At 32.4% G+C, this 19,737-nt stretch carries 22 protein-coding genes; 13 read left to right on the forward strand and 9 right to left on the reverse strand.

The genetic code is table 11. The features are described 5' to 3' along the window. Window positions 1-181: 23S rRNA (pseudouridine(1915)-N(3))-methyltransferase RlmH (locus tag ACK5ON_RS08855; protein ID WP_409821752.1), on the forward strand; the 181-nt coding region annotated here is incomplete at its 5' end. A 41-nt stretch (window positions 182-222) separates the two neighbouring features. Here ACK5ON_RS08855 and ACK5ON_RS08860 read toward each other — a convergent pair. Both ACK5ON_RS08860 and folP read right to left on the reverse strand, forming a co-directional pair. Continuing rightward, window positions 223-837: a hypothetical protein gene (locus ACK5ON_RS08860; RefSeq protein WP_409821754.1), complete on the reverse strand. Its 615-nt coding sequence runs from the start codon at window positions 835-837 to the stop codon at window positions 223-225. Continuing rightward, the gene (folP, locus tag ACK5ON_RS08865) at window positions 834-1,652 is read right to left on the reverse strand and encodes a dihydropteroate synthase (protein ID WP_409821756.1); all 819 of its coding nucleotides are present in this window, start codon (window positions 1,650-1,652) and stop codon (window positions 834-836) included. Before folP ends, ACK5ON_RS08860 begins: the two co-directional genes overlap by 4 nt. Before the next feature lie 123 nt (window positions 1,653-1,775). Between folP and ACK5ON_RS08870 the strand changes: the two genes are divergently transcribed. The 8 genes from ACK5ON_RS08870 to ACK5ON_RS08905 all read left to right on the forward strand — a co-directional run bounded on the left by ACK5ON_RS08870 (window position 1,776) and on the right by ACK5ON_RS08905 (window position 6,933). After that, window positions 1,776-2,318 carry a DUF1599 domain-containing protein gene (locus ACK5ON_RS08870; RefSeq protein ID WP_409821758.1) on the forward strand — a complete coding sequence of 181 codons (543 nt, stop codon included), beginning with the start codon at window positions 1,776-1,778 and terminating at the stop codon, window positions 2,316-2,318. A gap of 49 nt (window positions 2,319-2,367) precedes the next feature. Beyond that, window positions 2,368-3,456 (forward strand): MauE/DoxX family redox-associated membrane protein, encoded by a 1,089-nt coding sequence (locus tag ACK5ON_RS08875; protein WP_409821760.1) that lies wholly within the window; start codon window positions 2,368-2,370, stop codon window positions 3,454-3,456. A gap of 36 nt (window positions 3,457-3,492) precedes the next feature. Continuing rightward, entirely contained in the window at window positions 3,493-3,798 is a 306-nt protein-coding gene (locus ACK5ON_RS08880; protein WP_409821761.1) for a hypothetical protein, read from the forward strand. Window positions 3,799-3,825: 27 nt separating this feature from the next. Next, on the forward strand, window positions 3,826-4,329 hold the full coding sequence (locus ACK5ON_RS08885) for a TlpA family protein disulfide reductase (RefSeq protein ID WP_409821763.1): 504 nt from the start codon (window positions 3,826-3,828) through the stop codon (window positions 4,327-4,329). Next, window positions 4,329-5,081: a triose-phosphate isomerase gene (tpiA, locus tag ACK5ON_RS08890; protein WP_409821765.1), complete on the forward strand. Its 753-nt coding sequence runs from the start codon at window positions 4,329-4,331 to the stop codon at window positions 5,079-5,081. The genes ACK5ON_RS08885 and tpiA overlap by 1 nt, the downstream gene beginning before the upstream one ends. A gap of 141 nt (window positions 5,082-5,222) precedes the next feature. Beyond that, on the forward strand, window positions 5,223-5,690 hold the full coding sequence (locus ACK5ON_RS08895; RefSeq protein WP_396174706.1) for a hypothetical protein: 468 nt from the start codon (window positions 5,223-5,225) through the stop codon (window positions 5,688-5,690). 98 nt (window positions 5,691-5,788) lie between these two features. After that, a complete protein-coding gene (gene prmA, locus ACK5ON_RS08900) occupies window positions 5,789-6,622 on the forward strand; it encodes a 50S ribosomal protein L11 methyltransferase (protein ID WP_409821767.1) in 834 nt (277 codons plus the stop codon). 35 nt (window positions 6,623-6,657) lie between these two features. Beyond that, window positions 6,658-6,933: an ATP-dependent Clp protease adaptor ClpS gene (locus ACK5ON_RS08905; protein WP_409821769.1), complete on the forward strand. Its 276-nt coding sequence runs from the start codon at window positions 6,658-6,660 to the stop codon at window positions 6,931-6,933. A 65-nt stretch (window positions 6,934-6,998) separates the two neighbouring features. Here the strand turns inward: ACK5ON_RS08905 and ACK5ON_RS08910 are convergent, their stop codons facing one another. Further along, window positions 6,999-7,427 carry a hypothetical protein gene (locus tag ACK5ON_RS08910; RefSeq protein WP_409821771.1) on the reverse strand — a complete coding sequence of 143 codons (429 nt, stop codon included), beginning with the start codon at window positions 7,425-7,427 and terminating at the stop codon, window positions 6,999-7,001. Window positions 7,428-7,537: 110 nt separating this feature from the next. Here ACK5ON_RS08910 and ACK5ON_RS08915 point away from each other — a divergent pair, with 110 nt between their 5' ends. Next, complete coding sequence (locus ACK5ON_RS08915; protein ID WP_409821773.1) at window positions 7,538-8,317, forward strand: hypothetical protein; 780 nt, start codon at window positions 7,538-7,540, stop codon at window positions 8,315-8,317. Here the strand turns inward: ACK5ON_RS08915 and ACK5ON_RS08920 are convergent. The 4 genes from ACK5ON_RS08920 to ACK5ON_RS08935 form a co-directional block, all read right to left on the reverse strand. After that, window positions 8,314-9,513, reverse strand: a complete 1,200-nt coding sequence (locus tag ACK5ON_RS08920; RefSeq protein ID WP_409821775.1) for an AIR synthase related protein — start codon at window positions 9,511-9,513, stop codon at window positions 8,314-8,316. The genes ACK5ON_RS08915 and ACK5ON_RS08920 overlap by 4 nt on opposite strands. Window positions 9,514-9,624: 111 nt before the next feature. Continuing rightward, window positions 9,625-10,326 (reverse strand): OmpA family protein, encoded by a 702-nt coding sequence (locus tag ACK5ON_RS08925; RefSeq protein WP_409821777.1) that lies wholly within the window; start codon window positions 10,324-10,326, stop codon window positions 9,625-9,627. A 70-nt stretch (window positions 10,327-10,396) separates the two neighbouring features. Then, a complete protein-coding gene (locus ACK5ON_RS08930; protein ID WP_409821779.1) occupies window positions 10,397-11,284 on the reverse strand; it encodes an OmpA family protein in 888 nt (295 codons plus the stop codon). A 102-nt stretch (window positions 11,285-11,386) separates the two neighbouring features. Further along, a complete protein-coding gene (locus tag ACK5ON_RS08935) occupies window positions 11,387-13,576 on the reverse strand; it encodes a glutamine synthetase III (protein ID WP_409821781.1) in 2,190 nt (729 codons plus the stop codon). Window positions 13,577-13,796: 220 nt separating this feature from the next. Between ACK5ON_RS08935 and ACK5ON_RS08940 the strand changes: the two genes are divergently transcribed. Further along, entirely contained in the window at window positions 13,797-14,744 is a 948-nt protein-coding gene (locus ACK5ON_RS08940; protein WP_409821783.1) for a TerC family protein, read from the forward strand. Here ACK5ON_RS08940 and ACK5ON_RS08945 read toward each other — a convergent pair. Together ACK5ON_RS08945 and ACK5ON_RS08950 are read right to left on the reverse strand one after the other, a co-directional pair. After that, window positions 14,739-15,857, reverse strand: a complete 1,119-nt coding sequence (locus tag ACK5ON_RS08945; RefSeq protein WP_409821785.1) for a GTP cyclohydrolase — start codon at window positions 15,855-15,857, stop codon at window positions 14,739-14,741. The genes ACK5ON_RS08940 and ACK5ON_RS08945 overlap by 6 nt on opposite strands. Next, window positions 15,857-16,858 carry a transporter gene (locus tag ACK5ON_RS08950; protein WP_409821786.1) on the reverse strand — a complete coding sequence of 334 codons (1,002 nt, stop codon included), beginning with the start codon at window positions 16,856-16,858 and terminating at the stop codon, window positions 15,857-15,859. The genes ACK5ON_RS08945 and ACK5ON_RS08950 overlap by 1 nt, the downstream gene beginning before the upstream one ends. Window positions 16,859-16,979: 121 nt before the next feature. Between ACK5ON_RS08950 and ACK5ON_RS08955 the strand changes: the two genes are divergently transcribed. Then, window positions 16,980-17,228 carry a DUF4834 domain-containing protein gene (locus tag ACK5ON_RS08955; RefSeq protein ID WP_409821788.1) on the forward strand — a complete coding sequence of 83 codons (249 nt, stop codon included), beginning with the start codon at window positions 16,980-16,982 and terminating at the stop codon, window positions 17,226-17,228. Between the two features lie 55 nt (window positions 17,229-17,283). Next, window positions 17,284-19,713: a YfhO family protein gene (locus ACK5ON_RS08960; protein WP_409821790.1), complete on the forward strand. Its 2,430-nt coding sequence runs from the start codon at window positions 17,284-17,286 to the stop codon at window positions 19,711-19,713. Window positions 19,714-19,737 lie beyond the last annotated feature (24 nt).

Below are 19,737 nucleotides of genomic sequence, written 5' to 3' on the forward strand. Positions count from 1 at the left end.
GACCTTAGTTTTTGTAATTGGTGGTCCATACGGATTTAGCGAAGAAGTTTATAAAAAATCACAAGGAAAAGTTTCACTCTCCGAAATGACTTTTTCACACCAAATGGTACGTTTATTTTTTATTGAGCAGTTGTATCGTGGATTTACTATTTTGAGAAATGAACCCTACCATCATCAGTGATTCGAAGTGTTCAGTAAACAGTTTTTAGTTGGCAGTTGAAACTAATAAATATACTCTTTAAAAGTAATAAATTTTATTTCTAAATCATTAGCGACATTTTTTGCAATAATATAATCTTGAAAAGATAAGTTTTTATCAAAACCAAAAGCTATTTCTTGATATGTGTTATTCAAGTTATTTAAATAGCTTTCTAAATCTTTTTTATCAACAAGAATGTTATTTACAAATATTTTATTTCTTTTTGTAAAGAAAACTGAAATACCATTATTATAATTCTTTAAGGTATAAGTCACATTTGTAAACGATAGAAAAGCCAACGTCTTCTTTTTGCTATCCATATAAGTAAAATAGTTTTCAGAACCTTCTTTTTTATGTGAACTTTTCTCTTTTTTGACCTGTAGTTTCTGAATTTCAGGAATTACTAATTTCAATGGCAATCGCTTGTCGATATTAAACAACCAATTGGTTGAACTAATCGAATTGCTTCGGTTCACATCAATCAAAGTGTCTTTTCCATTAGTTTCAAAAAACATATAAATCGGCGAATGATCTTTGACATCTACCACTATTGTTTCGTTCAATTGTGGCAATTGAATTTCTTTTTTACCACAAGAAAATAATGAAATCAGAAATAAAGCAACTATTATTTTTTTCATAATTGGGATACTAATTTTATACATTCCATAGCTTCTTTTACATCATGCACTCTCAGGATATTAGCTCCTTTTTGTAGCGCAATGGTATTTAAAACCGAAGTGCCATTTAATGCTTGTTCAGCAGAAGTTCCAAGAGTTTTATAAATCATTGATTTTCTGGAAACGCCAACCAATAGCGGTAATTCTAACATTTGAAATAATTCTAAATTATTCATAACCTCAAAATTTTGCTCCACTGTTTTTGCAAATCCAAATCCTGGATCAATAATTAGATCATTTATCCCAAAACTTCGTGCTTGTGAAACTTTTTCGGAAAAATAAAACAACATTTCTTTGACTACATTTTCATACTGTGCCAAACTTTGCATCGTTTGAGGGTTGCCTTTCATGTGCATCATAATATAAGGCACTTGAAGTTTAGCAACTGTTTGCATCATTTTTTTGTCCAAACTACCTGCTGCAATATCATTAATGATACAAGCGCCATTTTCAATTGCTACCTTCGCCACATTGGCACGAAAAGTATCGACAGAGATTAATGTATCGGGGTAATTTTTTAAAACTAAATCAATTATTGGAAGTAAACGAGTGATTTCTTCTTCTTCTGAAACAAATTCTGCACTTGGTTTGCTTGAATACGCGCCAATATCAATAAAAGTAGCACCTTCAGAAAGCATTTTTTCCACTTGGAAAAGCATACTTTTTTCATCAGAATATTTGCCTCCATCATAAAAAGAATTGGGAGTAACGTTTAATATCCCCATGACTTTAGGAACAGATAAATCAATTAGTTTTCCGAGACAGTTTATAGTCATTATTATTTTAAGATAGTTATAAGATTTTGTACTTTGTACTTCAATCTTTATTCTTTACTTTTGACGCGACACCTGTGGGTTGAAATGTATACAGTAAAAAATTTGATACAAAGATAAACTGAAATGAGTAAAACTTCTCAAGAATATGATAAGGTAATCGCAATTTGCCGAGAACTTTACACCAATAAAATGAAAGATTATGGAAGTGCTTGGAGAATCTTGAGATTACCTTCATTAACCGACCAAATTTTCATCAAAGCCCAACGCATTCGAAGTTTACAACAAAACGAAACTCGCAAAGTAGATGAAGATGAAACTGGCGAATTTATAGGGATAATCAATTATTCCATCATGGCTTTAATCCAATTGGATTTGGGTGTTGTTGAACAACCCGATTTAGATGTTGCCAAAGCCACTGAACTTTATGATGCTAAAGTTAAAATAACCAAGTCATTAATGGAAGATAAAAATCATGATTATGGCGAAGCTTGGCGCGATATGCGTGTCAGTTCTTTGACTGATTTAATATTACAAAAGTTACTTCGTGTAAAGCAAATTGAAGATAACAAAGGAAAAACTTTGGTTTCAGAAGGCATTGAAGCCAATTATCAAGACATGATAAATTATGCCGTTTTTGCTTTAATTTTAATGAAATTTGGACAGTAACCCTTCTCCTGAAACTCCGGGATCGCAGAGGTTGAGACAAAAACAAACTATGAGAACATCAAAAAACAACATCGCTTGGGGAATTAGAATCGTAATTTCGTTTCTTTTTTTGCTTTCGGCTGTCGCCAAATTGTATCCTTCACCCTATTTTGCAATATCAACATTTGAGGTAAAACAGTTGTATCCAATGGGGTTCAGTGAAAGTTTTGCTCCTTATTTTTCGAGAATTCTTATCGGAATTGAATTGGCTTTAGGAATATTGATATTGCAAAAAAACTTTTTACGAAGCATTGTTATTCCTTCCACAATAATAATATTAGTAGTTTTCACAACTCATTTAACGATTGAAACCATTCAAAATGGTGGTAACTCAGGAAACTGTGGTTGTTTTGGAAGTTTGCTACCTATGACTCCCATTGAAGCAATCATCAAAAATGTAATAGCCATGATTTTATTGGGTTGGTTATTTATAATTATACCAAAAACTTCCGAAAGAAAAGATAACTTTTGGGTATTAACAACAGTCACTTTTGCCTCTATTTTATTGTTGTTTATGATTGCTCCAATACAACCCATTGAAAGCAACTTTACCGTTTCATCACCTGAAGAAACTATTTCAGAAACCATTCAAGAAGCCACCATTGATACAACTACTGCAGTTATATCAAAAGAAACCGTTGTAAAAGTTGACGCTATCAAAGAGGTTGTTAAAGTGGAGACTAACGAACCCGTAAAAAAGAAATCGGGTTATGCTCAATATTTTTCATCTATTGATAAAGGTAGAAAGACACTGTGTTTCTTTGTTCCTGGATGTGACCACTGTCGTGTTGCTGCAAAAGAATTAACCGAATTAAGAAAAACTACCAATGACTTTCCTGAGATTTCCATTATTTTCATGAATGAAGAAGCCGATTTAATTCCAGACTTTTTTAAAGAAGCCGGAGCTGAATATCCTTACAAAATAATTGAAGTCATCCCTTTTTGGAATGTTCTTGGCTCAAAAAGAGATACACCTGGTGTAAAATATCTTTGGAATGGCAATGAACTTAAATATTATGATGGTATTAATTCGAATAAATTTGATGTCAAAGATTTTCAAAAATTAATTAACAAACCATATTCTGAACTAAAAAAATAATTTTATTAACTACATTTATTAAAAAAACTGTTTATTATGATTAAATATGTAATGTCGAAAAGTTTAAATCAAAGAGGGCTTATAGGAATAGGATTGTGTGGTATAGTTTTTTTTATTGGCTATTACATTCTGAATTATATATCTACAATGGAAGATCCACCACTTGGCAATACAATTTACATTTTGATTGGGAGTTTATTAGTATTTTTATCGGTTTTAGGTGTTTTTTTGATTTTAAAATACATTTATGATAGTAAAAAGAAAAAAGAAAGACGCCAACGAAGAAGAAAAAATCATAGATTATCTTACTTAAAAGACTCAACCAAAAATAAAAATTCATAATTTTTAAATATTTAAATTCCAATAAAAATGAATAAAATATACCTGCTTATAATAGTTGTTATTACTAGCTTTGGATGTACTAATGCACAAAAAAAAGAGTTTTCAAAAGATAGCTTTTCCAAAAAAATGACTACTGCAGAAAATACTGAAATCACATTTAAAGAAGTAGTAAAAAAACACCAGGGAAAAGTAACCGTAATTGAAATTTGGGCTTCATGGTGTAGTGATTGTGTAAAGGCAATGCCAAAAGTGAAAGAAATGCAAGCCAATAATCCAAAGGTTGACTATGTTTTTATTTCTATGGATAAGTCCTTTGACAAATGGCTAGCTGGAATAGAAAAACACGAATTAAATGGAGACCATTATTGGGTAAATGATGAAAAAATGATGAAAGGAGAATTTGGAAAATCAATAGATTTAGATTGGATACCCAGATATATTATTTTAGATAAAGATGGGAAAATTGTAACTTATCGTGCTATTGAAACAGATTTCGAACAAATTAATGAGCAATTAAAAAACTTACAATAATGAGACAAAAGATTGTTGCTGGAAATTGGAAAATGCATAAAAATGCAGAAGAAACGGAAGATTTGTTAAATGAATTGATTGATCAATTACCCAATGATATAGAAGCACAAATTATTGTTGCACCAACTTTTGTAAACCTAGCTTCTGCGGTTGATCATTTAGAATTTACTAACATTGGAGTTGCAGCTCAAAATATGCATCAAAATGAAAGCGGTGCTTTTACTGGAGAAATTTCGGCAGATATGTTAAAAAGCATAGGTATAAATATTGTAATCCTTGGACATTCGGAACGTCGTGCTTATTTTCATGAAACAGATACCATTTTAGCCCAAAAGGTTACTACAGCTTTACAACATGATATGACTGTTATCTTTTGCTTTGGTGAAGAATTAAAAGACAGACAGAACAAACAACATTTTAACGTAGTAGAGAATCAATTGCGAGATGGTTTATTTCATCTTGAAAACAAAGATTGGGAACAAATAGTTTTGGCTTATGAACCTGTTTGGGCTATTGGAACAGGGGAAACTGCTTCGCCGGAACAAGCACAAGAAATGCATGAATTTATTAGAGAAACTATTAGAAAAAGGTTTGGAAGTGCTATTGCTGAAGAAGTTTCCATTTTATATGGAGGTAGTGTTAAACCTGATAATGCCAAAGAAATCTTCTCAAAACCTGATGTTGATGGAGGTTTGATTGGCGGTGCTGCTCTCAAAGCTGATGATTTTGCTGCTATCGTAAAATCAATTTAAGAAAAATTCAATGTAAAAAACTTTTATTAATTTGAAAGTTTTTTTGTATAAATATTAAATTTTATGAATTTTATCGATTTTATTTGCTTTTAAACGATTTTTATTTTTATTTTTACCAATAATAAATGTCGAAAAAATCAAATGAAAACAAAATTTACATTAATCATATTATTTATATTGAATTGGAATATAGAAGCCCAAATTGATATCCAAAAACGTTTCCAATCGGACTCCAGAAAATACTATGTATGGAATGCCGATCATGATAAATATGAATTACTGGAAACTGAATATGAAAATTCAGTTATTGACATTCGAGAAATTGGCTCAAAAACTAATGGTTATATCGTAATATCAATGATTGACAATGGGCAAAGCAGATTACACCATGGCTCAATATATAATTATTCGAAAGACAGTGATGATGAAGGTTCATGGTCAATAAAATCTAAATTCATGAGAGCTAAACTTACCTATAATCCTAAAGAAAACACCATTACCTATCTTTATGATGCAAACAATAAACGATATCAAAAATTAATGATTTTCAATGTTGCACCAGATGAACTTCCAAATGCAAGTTTGAAATCCCAAGAAATTAAAGATTAATTTCTTTTGGAAAATACTTTATACTAAGTCTTTCGATTGTTACCTTTGCACCCAAGACCTTTAGGTTGAACAGTACGAAGTAAAAAAAAAAATAATCGATGTCAACTATTTATTTAGCTTATCATTTTTCAGTAGAACCCAAAGAACTTGGTTCAGAAATTCTTATTGCTGAGCTGGGTGAAAAACCGTTTGAAAGTTTTATTGAAACTGATAATGGGTTTAGTGCTTATATTCAAAAAGAGCTTAGGACTGAAGATATTCTAAACGATATTTATCTTTTATCCTCACCTGAATTTACTATTTCTTTCATTGTTGAAGAAATAGAACAAGTCAATTGGAATGAAGAATGGGAAAAAAACTTTGAACCTATAGATGTGGATGGAAAATGCCATGTTCGTGCACCATTTCATCCTAAAACAAATGCTGAATTTGATATCGTGATCGAACCCAAAATGAGTTTTGGAACGGGTCATCATGAAACGACTCACATGATGATTCAACATCTTTTAGAAACTGATGTAACCAATTTAAAGACACTCGATATGGGTTGTGGTACTGCAATTCTTGCCATCCTTGCTGAAATGAAAGGAGCCAAACCCATCGATGCCATTGATATTGACAACTGGTGTTATTTAAATTCCATCGAAAATGCCCAACGCAATAATTGTCACGAAATAACAGTATATGAAGGTGATGCAAATTTGTTAAAAGACAAAAATTACGATGTAATCATTGCCAACATTAATCGCAATATTTTGTTGAACGATATGCAACAATACGTAGATAGTTTGAAAAAAGATGGTATTCTATTATTAAGTGGATTTTATACTGAAGACATTCCTTTTATTGATGCCTCTTGTACAGAAAAAGGATTGACTTTTGTTAAAAAATTCGAAAGAAACAATTGGGTTTCTTTGAAATATGTAAATTAGCAACTGAAATTTTACAATAAGTAAAAGGAATGAAAATGAGCACTATAGAAAAAGTACAGGAAGACATTTTAGTTGAAGAACAAGTAGGAATCAATAACGAAATTGTACTGTATAATGATGATGTCAATACGTTTGATCATGTTATTGATACGTTAATTCGGGTTTGTAATCATACGTCGGAACAAGCGGAACAATGCGCGATTTTAGTTCACTATAAAGGAAAATGTACGGTAAAAACAGGAAGTTTTGATGAATTGAAACCGCAATGTACACAGTTATTAGAAGCTGGTTTAAGCGCGGAAATAGTTTAAAAAGTCTATCGTATTTATGAAGTTTAATTTTGTTTGACTGAACACTAATCTCTGAATACTGAACACTAACCCTTAAACTTCCAATCAAACTCATCATTGTCTTTAATAATAGCACCAATTTCTACTCTAATGATTATACCAAATTCCGATTGAAGAATTAACCAATTGCTTTCGTTGAAGTGATTTTCGGTGCTGTCAAAATCTTCTTGTTCCCAAGATGTAAAAGGCAATTCGCTTTTTAAATCGGCTACATTTTTTCCAATAACTTTTTTGTCCAAAAGCGTTGCTTCGGTATTAGAAGTAATAATATATCCCAACCGAAACGCTTCATCTTCGTAAAACGTTAGTCGTAACTTTTCATTATAGTACAAATAAATACTATTTCCATCATCGTCTACAAACTGTTTAGTTGGTTTACCATAAATAGCTTCAACATGGTTTTGTTTCATGCCAAAAAGCAATTTATCAACTCCATTTTTAGGATTTATTTTCATTTTTTCACTGTTAAATTTGAAGATTCTAGTTTATTACACCAAGTTGGTAAAGTTACGTCATTGATAAATAAGTTTTCATTATATTTACTTTTATAAATACATTACAACATATGAAAACAGATTTATTGTTCCAAATAGAAGCATGGGTAATCGCCTTAGTTCTATTTATATTGATGATTATTGCAACTTTGATTGGTAAAAAAATTGGAAATAAAATTCGGTTGAACAACAAATCAGAAAAGAATTTAACTGAAACTTCTGGACTTATTGGTTTGCTATTTTTCCTTTTGGCATTTACATTTGGCATGAGTGGCAGTCGTTATGATTCCCGTAGAACAATTATAGTGGAAGAGGCAAATGACATTGGCACAGCCATATTACGTAGTGATTTATATCCCGATACTGAAAGAACATTATTTCGAAAAGATTTCAAAGAGTATGTAGAAGCTAGAATTCAATATTATGAAGTTGGACCAGATGTAAAAGGAATTCTAAAAGCCGATAGTTTATCTCAAGCAATATCGGCAAGACTATGGAAACGAGCAATTGACTTATCCAAAAACCCAGCCAATCTTGCTGCCACGCAACAAATGATTCCTGCCTTAAATACGATGATAGATGTAACCACATCACGTCTTGCTGGAGAAAGAGCAAAAGTTCCCGAAAGTATTTTGATAATGCTGTTTCTACTGGCGCTAATTACCGCTTTTTATAGTGGCTATTCCGAAGGGAGAAAAGGTAAAATTGATTGGTTAGTCCAAACAGGGTTCTGTTTGTTAGTTTCGTTAGTAATATTATTTACCTATGATTTAGACCGTCCACGAAGAGGTTTTGTCAATTTAGATGGACCTAATCAAACGATAATAGAATTGAGAAAAAATTTTAATTAATATTCAAACTTCCCAAACTCACTTTCAATAGTGAGTTTTTTTGTTTTATTCTGATGCATATCAGAATCTATAGTTTCTACTCTACCCACAATTTGAGCGTCAACTCCAAAAGATTTTGAGATTTCGATGATGTCCTGAGCGATTTCATTTGACACATACAATTCCATGCGGTGACCGCAATTAAACACTTGGTACATTTCTTTCCAATCAGTTGCGGATTGTTCTTGTATTAATTTGAATAACGGGGGAATTGGAAATAAGTTATCTTTAATCACATGCACATTATCAACGAAATGCAACACTTTGGTTTGTGCACCGCCAGAGCAATGTACCATGCCATGAATTTCGCTTGGAGTATATTTTTCTAATATTTTTTTTATAATTGGAGCATAGGTTCTTGTTGGAGACAACACTAATTTCCCAGCGTCAATTGGAGCATTTTCTACCCTATCAGTTAGTTTTAGACTTCCCGAATAGACCAAATCATTAGGGACAGAAGCATCAAAACTTTCAGGATATTGAGTAGCTAAATAGTTGGCAAAAACATCATGTCGAGCCGAAGTGAGTCCGTTGCTTCCCATACCGCCATTATACTCTTTTTCATAGTTGGCTTGACCGAAAGAAGCTAAACCAACAATCACATCGCCAGCTCTAATATTGGCGTTATCAATTACATCGCTACGTTTCATTCGAGCAGTGACTGTTGAATCTACAATAATCGTTCGTACCAAATCGCCTACATCTGCAGTTTCACCACCTGTAGAATGAATGGTTACGCCAAAAGTTTTCAACTCGGCTATCAACTCTTCAGTTCCATTAATAATGGCTGAAATAACTTCTGCTGGAATGAGATTTTTATTTCTTCCAATAGTTGAAGAAAGTAGAATATTATCGGTGGCACCAACGCATAATAAATCGTCAATATTCATAATCAACGCATCTTGCGCAATGCCTTTCCACACTGAAATATCGCCGGTTTCTTTCCAATACATATAGGCCAAAGACGATTTTGTCCCTGCACCATCAGCATGCATAATGAGGCAATAGCTGTCATCGTTGGTCAAATAATCGGGAACAATTTTGCAGAAAGCTTTTGGGAATAATCCTTTATCAATGTTTTTGATGGCGTTGTGTACCTCTTCTTTAGATGCCGAAACGCCTCGAAGATTATACCGTTGACTGTTATCAGAATTCATTTTTTGTAGTTAGTTGCCCTTCGACTCCCGAAATTTCGGGACAGGGTTAATGATTGACAAAGATACCATTTGATTTGGAATTTGGAATTTGGAATTTGGAATTTTTTATAGTTAGTTTTCTACAATTAGAATTTCCACTCTTCGGTTTTCATCGGCTTCGGTTTCGTTTTTTTCCGGGATTTTATGGATGGGTCTTGATGTTCCATATCCTTTGAAAGTCATTCTTTTACTATCAATTTTATTTCTAATGAGGTAAGAATAAATAGTTTTGGCTCTTGCTGTGGAAACATCGTTTATATCACTAACCAATTGACAACAAATATGTCCTTGTATTTCGATTTTCAATTCAGGATTCTCTTCCATTGCGGTAAGTAAGTCGAATAAAGTAGGTTGTGATTTGGCAACAATTTGGTCTGAATTGTTAAAGAAATAAATGTTAGGAAGTTTTATAGTTTCGCCTACTTTAGAATTTCTGATTTGCTTAGTAAGTTCACTTTCAATCGGTTTTATTTGCTGTTCATTATAAAAAATAGTTACTTTCCTATTCTCAGCTTGAATTTTTGATTGTTTGAAATCTTTTCCAAAAGCTATTTTTTCAAGATTTTTATTAAACTTCAATCCACTTTTTTCTAATAAATTACGAACACTTTCTATGCGTCTTTCGGCTAATTTTTTGTTGTAATTCTTTGTATCGATACTATCGCAGTATCCTAATAATTTAGTGATTTCTATATTTTTATGTGAAGCCATCCATTCGTTAATGCTAAGAATAGAACTTTGGTTTGGAAAGTCTTTGTTGAAATCAAAGAACACTTCAAATTGTTTTTGGGAAAAACAAAATACCGGCAGTAAAAGCAGTAAAAAACAAATGCATCTGTTCATCCTAATTCTCTACAATTAAAATTTCAACTCTGCGATTAGCAGCTCGTTCTTCCTCGCTTTTTTCAGGCAACGGATAAATGGGTTGTGTGCTTCCAAAACCTTTGTAGGACAATCGGCTTTTGTCGATTTCATTTTGTATCAAAAAATTATAAATAGCTTTGGCACGTTGGGTTGACAAATCAGTTCTATCTACTGGCATACAACATAAATGTCCGTGAATTTCGATTTTCATTTGAGGATTTCTTTGAAGAACCAATAAAAGTTCATACATTTTTCCACGAGACTCATTCACCACAGCAAAGGTATTGATGATAAAATTAAGGTTTTCGATTTTTAGTTTTTCACCAGGTTTTGCTTCACCCATTGTCTTCATAAAAACTCGATCCAATTTGAACTCTGATTTAGTTCCATTGGGATTTTCAAATACTAATTTTTCGGGGTAAACTATCTCGGGTTTTGGTTGTTCCTCCTTTACCACCTTTTTAATTCCTAAAATTTCATCTTCTCGAGGTAAATCTTTTTCAAGGATATAAAAGATGGTAACTTTCCTGTTTTCGGCTTTATTGACTGACTGATTAAAACTTTCGCCAAAACTTCTTGTTTTAAAATCTTCCCTAATTTTGATTTGATTTTTTACATTTTGAAAAATAAAATCTACTCTTTTTTGGGCTAAAGTATCATTAAATCCCGTTGTCCCAACTTCATCGGTAAAACCGTGAATGGCAACTATTTTGTTATTCTTATTAGCAGAAACCCAATTATTTAAACTCTGTTTTTCTTTTGTAGTCAAATCAAATTTATTGCTATCAAAATAAACTGAAAATTGCTCTTGGGCTGAAATAGAGCTAACAATTAACAGAAAAAAGAAGAGAACACTTTTAGGTAGCATCAATATAATATTTTAATGATAACGAAATTAGGGCTTTTTTATTATAAAAACACCCGACAACTTCAAAAAGTGTCGGGTGCAATTCTAAATTTTATTGTAAAACTATCTCGTAAACAACAACTCTCTATACTTCGTTAATGTCCAAATTTCATCATCTACTAGTAATTCCAATTTATCGCAGTGTTCTCTAATCACTTCAAAATAGGGTTTTACTTTATCGCAATACATTTCGGCCATTTTTTGAGCATCGGTTAATGCATTGGCTTTTTTACGCGCTTCTGTCATTTCTTCCACTTTGGTATTGATACCTTCTATATGATTTGATATTTCTTTGATTAAAGAAATTTGTTCTTTGGCAATTTTTTCAAAATCCTTACCAAAAATTTCTTTTAATCCACGAACGTTTTCAATCAAGGTATTTTGGTAACGAATAGCGGTTGGAATTACATGATTGCGAGCGATATCACCCAAAACTCTTCCTTCAATTTGGATTTTCTTAGTGTATTCTTCTAATTCAATTTCATAACGCGCTTCCACTTCCACATGGTTCATAACATTCAAATCTTTGAATAATTCCAATGCTTTTTTAGATATTTTAGCTTTCAAAGCGGCTGGAGTAGTTTTGTGATTACTCAATCCACGTTTTTTAGCTTCTTTTTCCCACGCATCACTATAACCATCTCCTTCAAAAAGAATGTTTTTAGTTTCTTTGATGTATTCTCTAAGCACATTGAAAATAGCTTCATCTTTCTTTAAATCATTCTTTTCGATTAAAGCATCTACTTCTTTTTTGAACTCTTTTAATTGTTTTGCAACTATAGAATTCAACGTTGTCATGGCATTGGCACAGTTTGCAGAAGAACCTACAGCCCTAAACTCAAATTTGTTTCCAGTAAAGGCAAATGGTGACGTTCTGTTCCTATCCGTATTGTCCAACATGACGTCTGGAATTTTACCTACGACGTTTAATTTTAAATCTGTTTTTTCTTCTGGAGATAATTTTCCTTTAGTTACACCTTCCAATTCTGCCAAAACTTTGGTTAATTGTGCACCAATAAATACTGAAATTATGGCTGGTGGTGCTTCGTTGGCTCCTAACCTGTGATCGTTACTTGCTGTTGCAATGGCAGCACGAAGCAATTCTTCATATTCTTGAACTGCTTTGATGGTATTGATAAAGAACGATAAGAATTGTAGGTTACTCATAGGCGTTTTTCCTGGCGAAAGTAAATTCACACCCGTATCGGTAGCCATCGACCAGTTATTGTGTTTTCCAGAACCATTTACGCCTTTAAAAGGTTTTTCATGAAACAATACTTTGAAATCATGACGCTCTCCCACTTTTGACATTACATCCATCAACAATGAATTATGGTCAACGGCCAGATTGGTTTCTTCAAATATGGGAGCCAATTCAAATTGGTTTGGTGCTACTTCGTTATGACGCGTTTTTACTGGAATTCCAAGTAACATACATTCTTCTTCTAATTCTCTCATATAACTTAAAGCACGAGATGGAATGGAACCAAAGTAATGATCGTCTAATTGTTGTCCTTTTGCAGAAGTATGTCCTAGTAATGTTCTCCCTGTCATTATTAAATCTGGGCGAGAATTTGCCAAAGCAGAATCAACCAAAAAGTATTCTTGTTCCCAACCTAACGTTGCTGTAACTTTTTTAACGTTCTTATCAAAATATTTGCATACATCGGTTGCCGCTTCATCCACGGCATTTAAAGCTCTCAACAATGGTGTTTTATAATCTAACGCTTCACCAGTATAAGAGATAAAAACGGTTGGAATACATAAAGTAGTTCCAAAAATAAACGCTGGTGAGGTTGGATCCCAAGCAGTGTAACCACGAGCTTCAAATGTATTTCTGATTCCTCCATTTGGAAATGAAGAAGCATCTGGTTCTTGTTGTACTAATTGACCACCTCCAAATTTTTCAACAGGATCAGAACCATCGTAAGACGTTTCAAAAAAAGCGTCGTGTTTTTCAGCGGTTGCTCCTGTTAACGGTTGAAACCAATGCGTATAATGTGTTACCCCTTTGGCAACAGCCCATTCTTTCATTCCCATGGCGATATAATCGGCAAGTTTTCTATCTATTTTAGTTCCATGCTGCACCGCATCTTTTACACCTTTATAAGCATCCGAAGTTAGAAACTGCTTCATCGCTTTGTCGTTAAACACATTGGAACCAAAAATTGCTGATTTTTTTCCGGCTTCTTCAAATTTAACAGGTTTTCTACCTGAAGCATCTTTTAATGCTTGGAAACGTAAAGTTGACATAAAATTTAATTTTTTATAGTTATACCCTAATAATTTGATGCAAATATAGAGTTATTTATAAATTAAAAAAAGACATACCCTATTTTTTTAGGGGTATTTTTAAAAATTATGAATAATTTTTGTTAACAACTTTTATGGAATAGTTTTTTATTCAGTAAAATCATTTCAAATGATACTTTGAAAATCTAATCCACTATATTTGTACCTTAAAATTAAAAACATGATTGTTTGGATAATTTTTCTAGCTACAATTTTCCTTTTTCTTGCATTAGATTTGGGCGTATTCAATAAAAACCCCCATATTATAAAACCAAAAGAAGCCGGAATATGGACGGGAATTTGGGTAACGCTTTCTTTTGTTTTTTCTCTTGTTATCAATTGGATTTATAGTAATGGATATGTATCCAATCCCACAGGAGTCTCTCCTTCGGTGGCAACTTTAAAATTTATTACTGGTTATTTAATTGAATTATCATTAAGTATAGACAACATATTTATAATAGCTGTGATATTTGCGTCTTTCAAAATTCCACAAAAATATCAGCATCGGGTTTTGTTTTGGGGAATTATTGGAGCCATTGCATTTCGAGGTTTGATGATTTTCTTTGGCGTGATTTTAATAAATAAGTTTAGTTGGATGACTTATATATTTGGTGCATTTTTACTATTTACCGCTGTCAAAATGTTGTTAAAAGGTGAAGAGGAAGAATTCAATCCTAAGAAATCATTTGTGTATAGAAATTTACGTAAAATATTACCCATTACAACACATATAGAAGGAGAACATTTTTTTGTAAAAAGAAAACACATCACAGCTGCCACTCCTCTTTTTGTAGCGTTAATAGTTATTGAAGTTATGGATATGTTATTTGCTTTGGATAGTGTGCCAGCAATATTAGCTATTACTTCTGACCCATTTTTAGTCTTTAGTTCTAATATTTTTGCTATTCTGGGTTTGCGATCTATGTATTTCTTTTTGGCAAATATGCTAGAGAAATTTAGTTATTTAGAATATAGTTTGATTGCAATTCTAACTTTTGTTGGTGTTAAGATGTTATTGGTTCATTACTATAAATTTCCTGAGTGGGTTTCTCTTGGCTTTATAGCGATATCGTTAATTATTGGTATCGTTATTTCGATTAATAAAAATAAAGATAAATCGTTATAAATTTTTTATATACGTTCTGCGTTTTCTAAAAACGACTGGTTCAAAGTGTTTCCAAATATTAATAATAGCATGATTATCTTCAAGATAAGGAGTGTTATAACAATTTTTGATTCCTTTATCTTTAAAAGTTTCATAATACTCATTAAAAACAATTGCAGTAACTCCTCTACTCTGATACATTGGATCAATACCAATTAAATAGAACAACATATCCTTACTTTCTTTTTTCGCTTTTAGCAAATGATAAAAACCAAATGGAAACAAGCTACCATTAGCTTTTTGTAATGCTTCAGAAAAACTTGGCATGACAATACTGAAGGCAACAATATTCTGGTTTTTATCTTCCACAAACTTTATATATTCAGGATTGATAAAATGGATATATTTTTTCTTGAAAAATTCTTTTTGAACATCAGTGATTGCAACAAAAGAGGCAAGCGAAGCATAACTGGAATTAAACAAATCAAACATCTTATCTACATAAGGCATTATGTCTTTAGTATTTGAGAAGTTTATTGGCTTTAGTTCATATCTTTTTTTGATTAACTCATTTGCTTTTAAAAAAAACTCTGTTTTTACATTGGAGAAAGGAAATTTATTTTCATGAAATTCTTTCTCCTTTACATAACCTAACTTTTCTAAATGAGAAGCGTAATATGGATAATTATACCAAGTTATCATAGACCCAATTTCATCAAATCCTTCCACCATTACTCCTACTTTATCTAGATTTGAAAAACCCATCGGTCCTTCTACATGCTCTAAATTATTGTTTCTGCCTAATTCATATACTTTTTCTAGCAATGCTTTTGTTACTTCAATATCATCAATAATATCCCACCAACCAAAACGTACTTTCCTTTTCTGTTGGTCATTGACTTCATTCCAATTGACAATTGCTGCTATTCTCCCAACAATTTGATTGTCTTGATATGCTAAATAAAAATAGGCCTCAGCCGATTTAAAAACGGGATTTATTTCTTTATTAAAAGTTTGTAACTCATCATTAATCAGAGGCGGTACCCAATAAGGATGATTCTTATATAAAGCAAACGGAAATTTTACAAATTCTTTGAGTAACTTTTTGGTATTGGCTTCAACTATGGTAATCATTATGGTTTTGGATTTTCTAATTCTACTTCGTCTTTGCGTTTTTTTCCTTTGTCCGCTTTAGATTTTTTATCTTTCTTTTTATCTTTCTTTTTATCGTTCTTTTTATCCTCTTTTTTATCGTTTTTAATTCGTTTGTAATTCGTTTCATAATTACTGTCAAAACGCCAAGAAAGACCAAAACCTCCAAATAGTAATGCTGGAGTATCTTTAATGTTTTTGGAAATGGAAGCATCCAGTTGGATGTTTTCACGAACTAAATAAGCAGCACCAAAACGGAAAATATTATCGGCATAAAAATCGCTTTTGTATGCCTGCATTTCCACAAAACCAGACCAACGCATATTAAAACCTCTCGTTAAAGTGGTAATTAATCCTAGGGTTGGATAATCTGTCATGTATTTATCCGCAATAATATTGGTAATAAAAACCCATTTGGAACCAAAATGATTTTGGGTAATTATCATCAGTTTCGGACTAATAGCAGGATCGGTTTCAAAAGTGTAGGGATTAGTTCCTAAATTCAGATTAAATCCGCCATAAACCGCCACTGCAGGAATAAATTGTTTCCAACTGAACTTGTGATTGGCTTTCCAACTTAATAAATTTGGTTTATCGTCTTTTAGTTTTAGGAAAGGGTCATAAACCAAATATTTTGCTCCCAAAGTAAACTGTTTAAAACCACCACGAGTATCACTAATTAACGGCGCTTCATACCAATCATACTGGTATTGTGTTTCTAAGTTAAACTCAAATTGATCAAAAAAAGCACCATACCTCACACTCAATTCTGTTCCAAAACCGTTGGCTTCATAACGTTGTAAATCATGTTCTTCGCTAATACCATATAAACCACCTTCAGCTTGAATAACTGTTTTACCTACAGAAAATGCCGACATCGATTTGCCTGGTCTATTAGAATTAATGATATCAGTATATTGCCCATATTGCAAAGTTGAAGTCATCAAAAACCCAACAATTAAAAGAGATTTTATTTGGAACATAATTTAATTTTTTATTTCAGAATTGTTTATCAAAAGTACTATAATTTATCATTTATTTAAGAAGTCAAAGCGATTTTTACATTACAGAATTTAGTATTTTTGACAAAAATTTATTTATTCAATGGAAACCGCATCTTTCAACGGATTATTAAAAGCAATACTATACATCTTAGCTTTTTACTATATTTTTAAGTTCTTAGCTCGTTTGTTTTTACCCGTTATAGCTAAAAAAGTTGTCGAAAAAGCATCAGAGCAATTCCGACAACAGCAACAAAATCAAAACCAAACCAATACACACTCGTCAACTTCAGAAAAACCAAAAGAAAAAAAAATAGTTGGTGAATATGTAGACTTTGAAGAAATAGAATAATTTAGTGTTCTGTTTGAACTATAAACCATAAACCAAAAGCCACCCACCCATTATAATGAAGCAACTTCAAAAGTTATATCCACATTTAGCAGCCATATTTGGCTTTGTACTAATTGCATTAATCTATTTTTATCCGGTTCTACAAGGAAAAAAAATCTATCAATCGGATATTGTTCAATATACCGGAATGGCCAAAGAGCAAAACGATTTTAGAGCCGAATACAATGCCGAACCTTACTGGACAAACTCAGCTTTTGGCGGAATGCCAACTTATCAATTAGGTGCTTATTATCCAAATGATTTTGTCGGAATGCTTGATGATGCTTTGCGTTTTCTTCCTCGTCCAGCTGACTATTTATTCCTTTATTTTTTAGGATTTTATGCGTTACTCTTAGTCTTCCGTACTGATCCATTGAAAGCCTTTTTTGGTGCATTAGCTTTTGGATTTTCAACCTATTTGATAATAATTCTAGGCGTAGGACATAATGCCAAAGCGCATGCTATTGCCTATATGCCATTAGTAGTTGCTGGATTTATATTGGTTTTTAGAAAACATTTTATTTATGGTGGAATTTTAACGATGCTTGCCGTAGCGCTAGAAATCAATGCCAATCACTTTCAGATGACCTATTATCTGTTGTTGTTTTTACTGGTGTTTTCGGTTTATTTCTTATACAAATTAGTTAAAGAAAAAGAATTAAAAGCATTACCAAAAATCATTGGAACATTTGCCGTTGCAGTAGTTTTGGCTGTTGGTGCTAATGCCACTAACTTACTGGCAACCAAAGAATATGCGGATTTTAGTACGAGAAGTAAAAACGAGCTAACTTTCAATCCAGATGGTTCAAAAGTCACGACCGATAATGCACTTTCACGAGAATACATAACGGAATATAGCTACGGAATTGCAGAAAGTTTCAACCTGATTGCTCCACGATTATTTGGTGGTTCCAATGCCGAAAACGTGGGAACAGACAGTCATTTATATGAATTTATTTCCAATCAAGGTGCATCGCCTAGTGAAGCTGCAGAATTTGCCGAAAGCGTTCCAACTTATTGGGGAAATCAACCGATAGTTGCCGCGCCAGCATATATTGGTTCAATTGTTTTTTTCTTAGTGATTTTAGCTTTATATAATGACAAGCGAAAAATAAAATATGCTTTCGTTGCTGGAGCGATTTTCTCTTTACTTCTTTCTTGGGGTAAAAATTTCCCAGCTTTGACTAACTTTTTCATTGATTATGTTCCAATGTATGACAAATTTAGAGCGGTTTCTTCCATACAAGTAATTTTAGAATTATGCGTTCCGGTTTTAGCCATTATGGGATTACAATCGTTTATCAAAAATGAAGAAAATCGTAAAAAATCATTGCTTTACACGGCTGGAACTTCTATTGGAATAATCGTTATATTGTTCTTATTCAAAGGAATGTTCAATTTTACGACGGCTAATGACAACTATTATATCGAAGCTTATGGACGTGAAATGGGAACTGCTTTTGTGGACGCTTTAAAACTCGACCGCGAAAGTTTATACAAAGCTGATTTATTGCGTTCTGGTTTCTTTATGTTGGTTGCTTTTGGATTGCTTTGGTTTTACATCAAAGGAAAATTAGCACAAGGAAATACCATTATTTTGATTGGTTTATTTATGGTGGCTGATTTATTTTTTGTAGCCAAAAATTATGTAAATGCCAAAGATTTTGTTAGTGCTCGGGAAATGAACGAACCCTTTCAAGCTACCGAAACCGATTTGCAAATTCTTCAAGACACGACACATTACCGCGTTTTTGAAGTTGCAGGAAACATGAGTAGCGCTAGAGCTTCTTATTTCCATAAATCGCTTGGTGGTTATCATGCCGCAAAACCAAAAAGAATGCAACAACTGTTTGATTATCAAATTGCCAAAAACAATAAAAACGTTTTGGATATGTTGAACATCAAATACATTATTCAAACCGACGAAAAAGGACAAGAATTTGCAACTATAAATCCTGATGCGAATGGAAATGCTTGGTTTGTTTCAAAAATTCTGTATGTTAATTCTGCGGATGAAGAAATGAAAGCAATGGATAAATTGGATACTAAAGAAGTTGCGTCTAGATTAAAAGATAAAAATGAAAAATCTTTTGAACTTTCTTTACCATTTAGGAAGGACAGTTTAGCCACAATCAAACTCGATTTTTACAAACCCAATCATTTAAAATATACTTCCAATAATAGCAATTATGGCTTTGCAGTCTTCTCTGAAATCTATTATAAAAACGGCTGGAAAGCCACTATTGACGGGAAAGAAACCCCAATTTACCGAGTGAATTATACACTTCGTGGGTTAGAAATCCCTAAAGGAAAACACACTATCGAATTCAAGTTTGAACCACAAGTAGTCAAAACAGGAAGTACAATTGCTTTGTTTAGTTCTATTGGAATGTTTTTATTGATTATTGGTGGCGTTTATTTTGAGAGAAAAAAGAAGAAAGAGTAACATAAATGATAATTTTGTAAATTT

The organism is Flavobacterium sp. (assembly GCF_046317795.1).
Lineage (GTDB): Bacteria > Bacteroidota > Bacteroidia > Flavobacteriales > Flavobacteriaceae > Flavobacterium.

What these genes read in the sequence shown, in the direction of transcription:
- ACK5ON_RS08860 (WP_409821754.1), bottom strand. Translation starts at nt 837, where the DNA reads ATGAAAAAAATAATAGTTGCTTTATTTCTGATTTCATTATTTTCTTGT.
- folP (WP_409821756.1), bottom strand. Translation starts at nt 1,652, where the DNA reads ATGACTATAAACTGTCTCGGAAAACTAATTGATTTATCTGTTCCTAAA.
- ACK5ON_RS08870 (WP_409821758.1), top strand. Translation starts at nt 1,776, where the DNA reads ATGAGTAAAACTTCTCAAGAATATGATAAGGTAATCGCAATTTGCCGA.
- ACK5ON_RS08875 (WP_409821760.1), top strand. Translation starts at nt 2,368, where the DNA reads ATGAGAACATCAAAAAACAACATCGCTTGGGGAATTAGAATCGTAATT.
- ACK5ON_RS08880 (WP_409821761.1), top strand. Translation starts at nt 3,493, where the DNA reads ATGATTAAATATGTAATGTCGAAAAGTTTAAATCAAAGAGGGCTTATA.
- ACK5ON_RS08885 (WP_409821763.1), top strand. Translation starts at nt 3,826, where the DNA reads ATGAATAAAATATACCTGCTTATAATAGTTGTTATTACTAGCTTTGGA.
- tpiA (WP_409821765.1), top strand. Translation starts at nt 4,329, where the DNA reads ATGAGACAAAAGATTGTTGCTGGAAATTGGAAAATGCATAAAAATGCA.
- ACK5ON_RS08895 (WP_396174706.1), top strand. Translation starts at nt 5,223, where the DNA reads ATGAAAACAAAATTTACATTAATCATATTATTTATATTGAATTGGAAT.
- prmA (WP_409821767.1), top strand. Translation starts at nt 5,789, where the DNA reads ATGTCAACTATTTATTTAGCTTATCATTTTTCAGTAGAACCCAAAGAA.
- ACK5ON_RS08905 (WP_409821769.1), top strand. Translation starts at nt 6,658, where the DNA reads ATGAGCACTATAGAAAAAGTACAGGAAGACATTTTAGTTGAAGAACAA.
- ACK5ON_RS08910 (WP_409821771.1), bottom strand. Translation starts at nt 7,427, where the DNA reads ATGAAAATAAATCCTAAAAATGGAGTTGATAAATTGCTTTTTGGCATG.
- ACK5ON_RS08915 (WP_409821773.1), top strand. Translation starts at nt 7,538, where the DNA reads ATGAAAACAGATTTATTGTTCCAAATAGAAGCATGGGTAATCGCCTTA.
- ACK5ON_RS08920 (WP_409821775.1), bottom strand. Translation starts at nt 9,513, where the DNA reads ATGAATTCTGATAACAGTCAACGGTATAATCTTCGAGGCGTTTCGGCA.
- ACK5ON_RS08930 (WP_409821779.1), bottom strand. Translation starts at nt 11,284, where the DNA reads ATGCTACCTAAAAGTGTTCTCTTCTTTTTTCTGTTAATTGTTAGCTCT.
- ACK5ON_RS08935 (WP_409821781.1), bottom strand. Translation starts at nt 13,576, where the DNA reads ATGTCAACTTTACGTTTCCAAGCATTAAAAGATGCTTCAGGTAGAAAA.
- ACK5ON_RS08940 (WP_409821783.1), top strand. Translation starts at nt 13,797, where the DNA reads ATGATTGTTTGGATAATTTTTCTAGCTACAATTTTCCTTTTTCTTGCA.
- ACK5ON_RS08945 (WP_409821785.1), bottom strand. Translation starts at nt 15,857, where the DNA reads ATGATTACCATAGTTGAAGCCAATACCAAAAAGTTACTCAAAGAATTT.
- ACK5ON_RS08950 (WP_409821786.1), bottom strand. Translation starts at nt 16,858, where the DNA reads ATGTTCCAAATAAAATCTCTTTTAATTGTTGGGTTTTTGATGACTTCA.
- ACK5ON_RS08955 (WP_409821788.1), top strand. Translation starts at nt 16,980, where the DNA reads ATGGAAACCGCATCTTTCAACGGATTATTAAAAGCAATACTATACATC.
- ACK5ON_RS08960 (WP_409821790.1), top strand. Translation starts at nt 17,284, where the DNA reads ATGAAGCAACTTCAAAAGTTATATCCACATTTAGCAGCCATATTTGGC.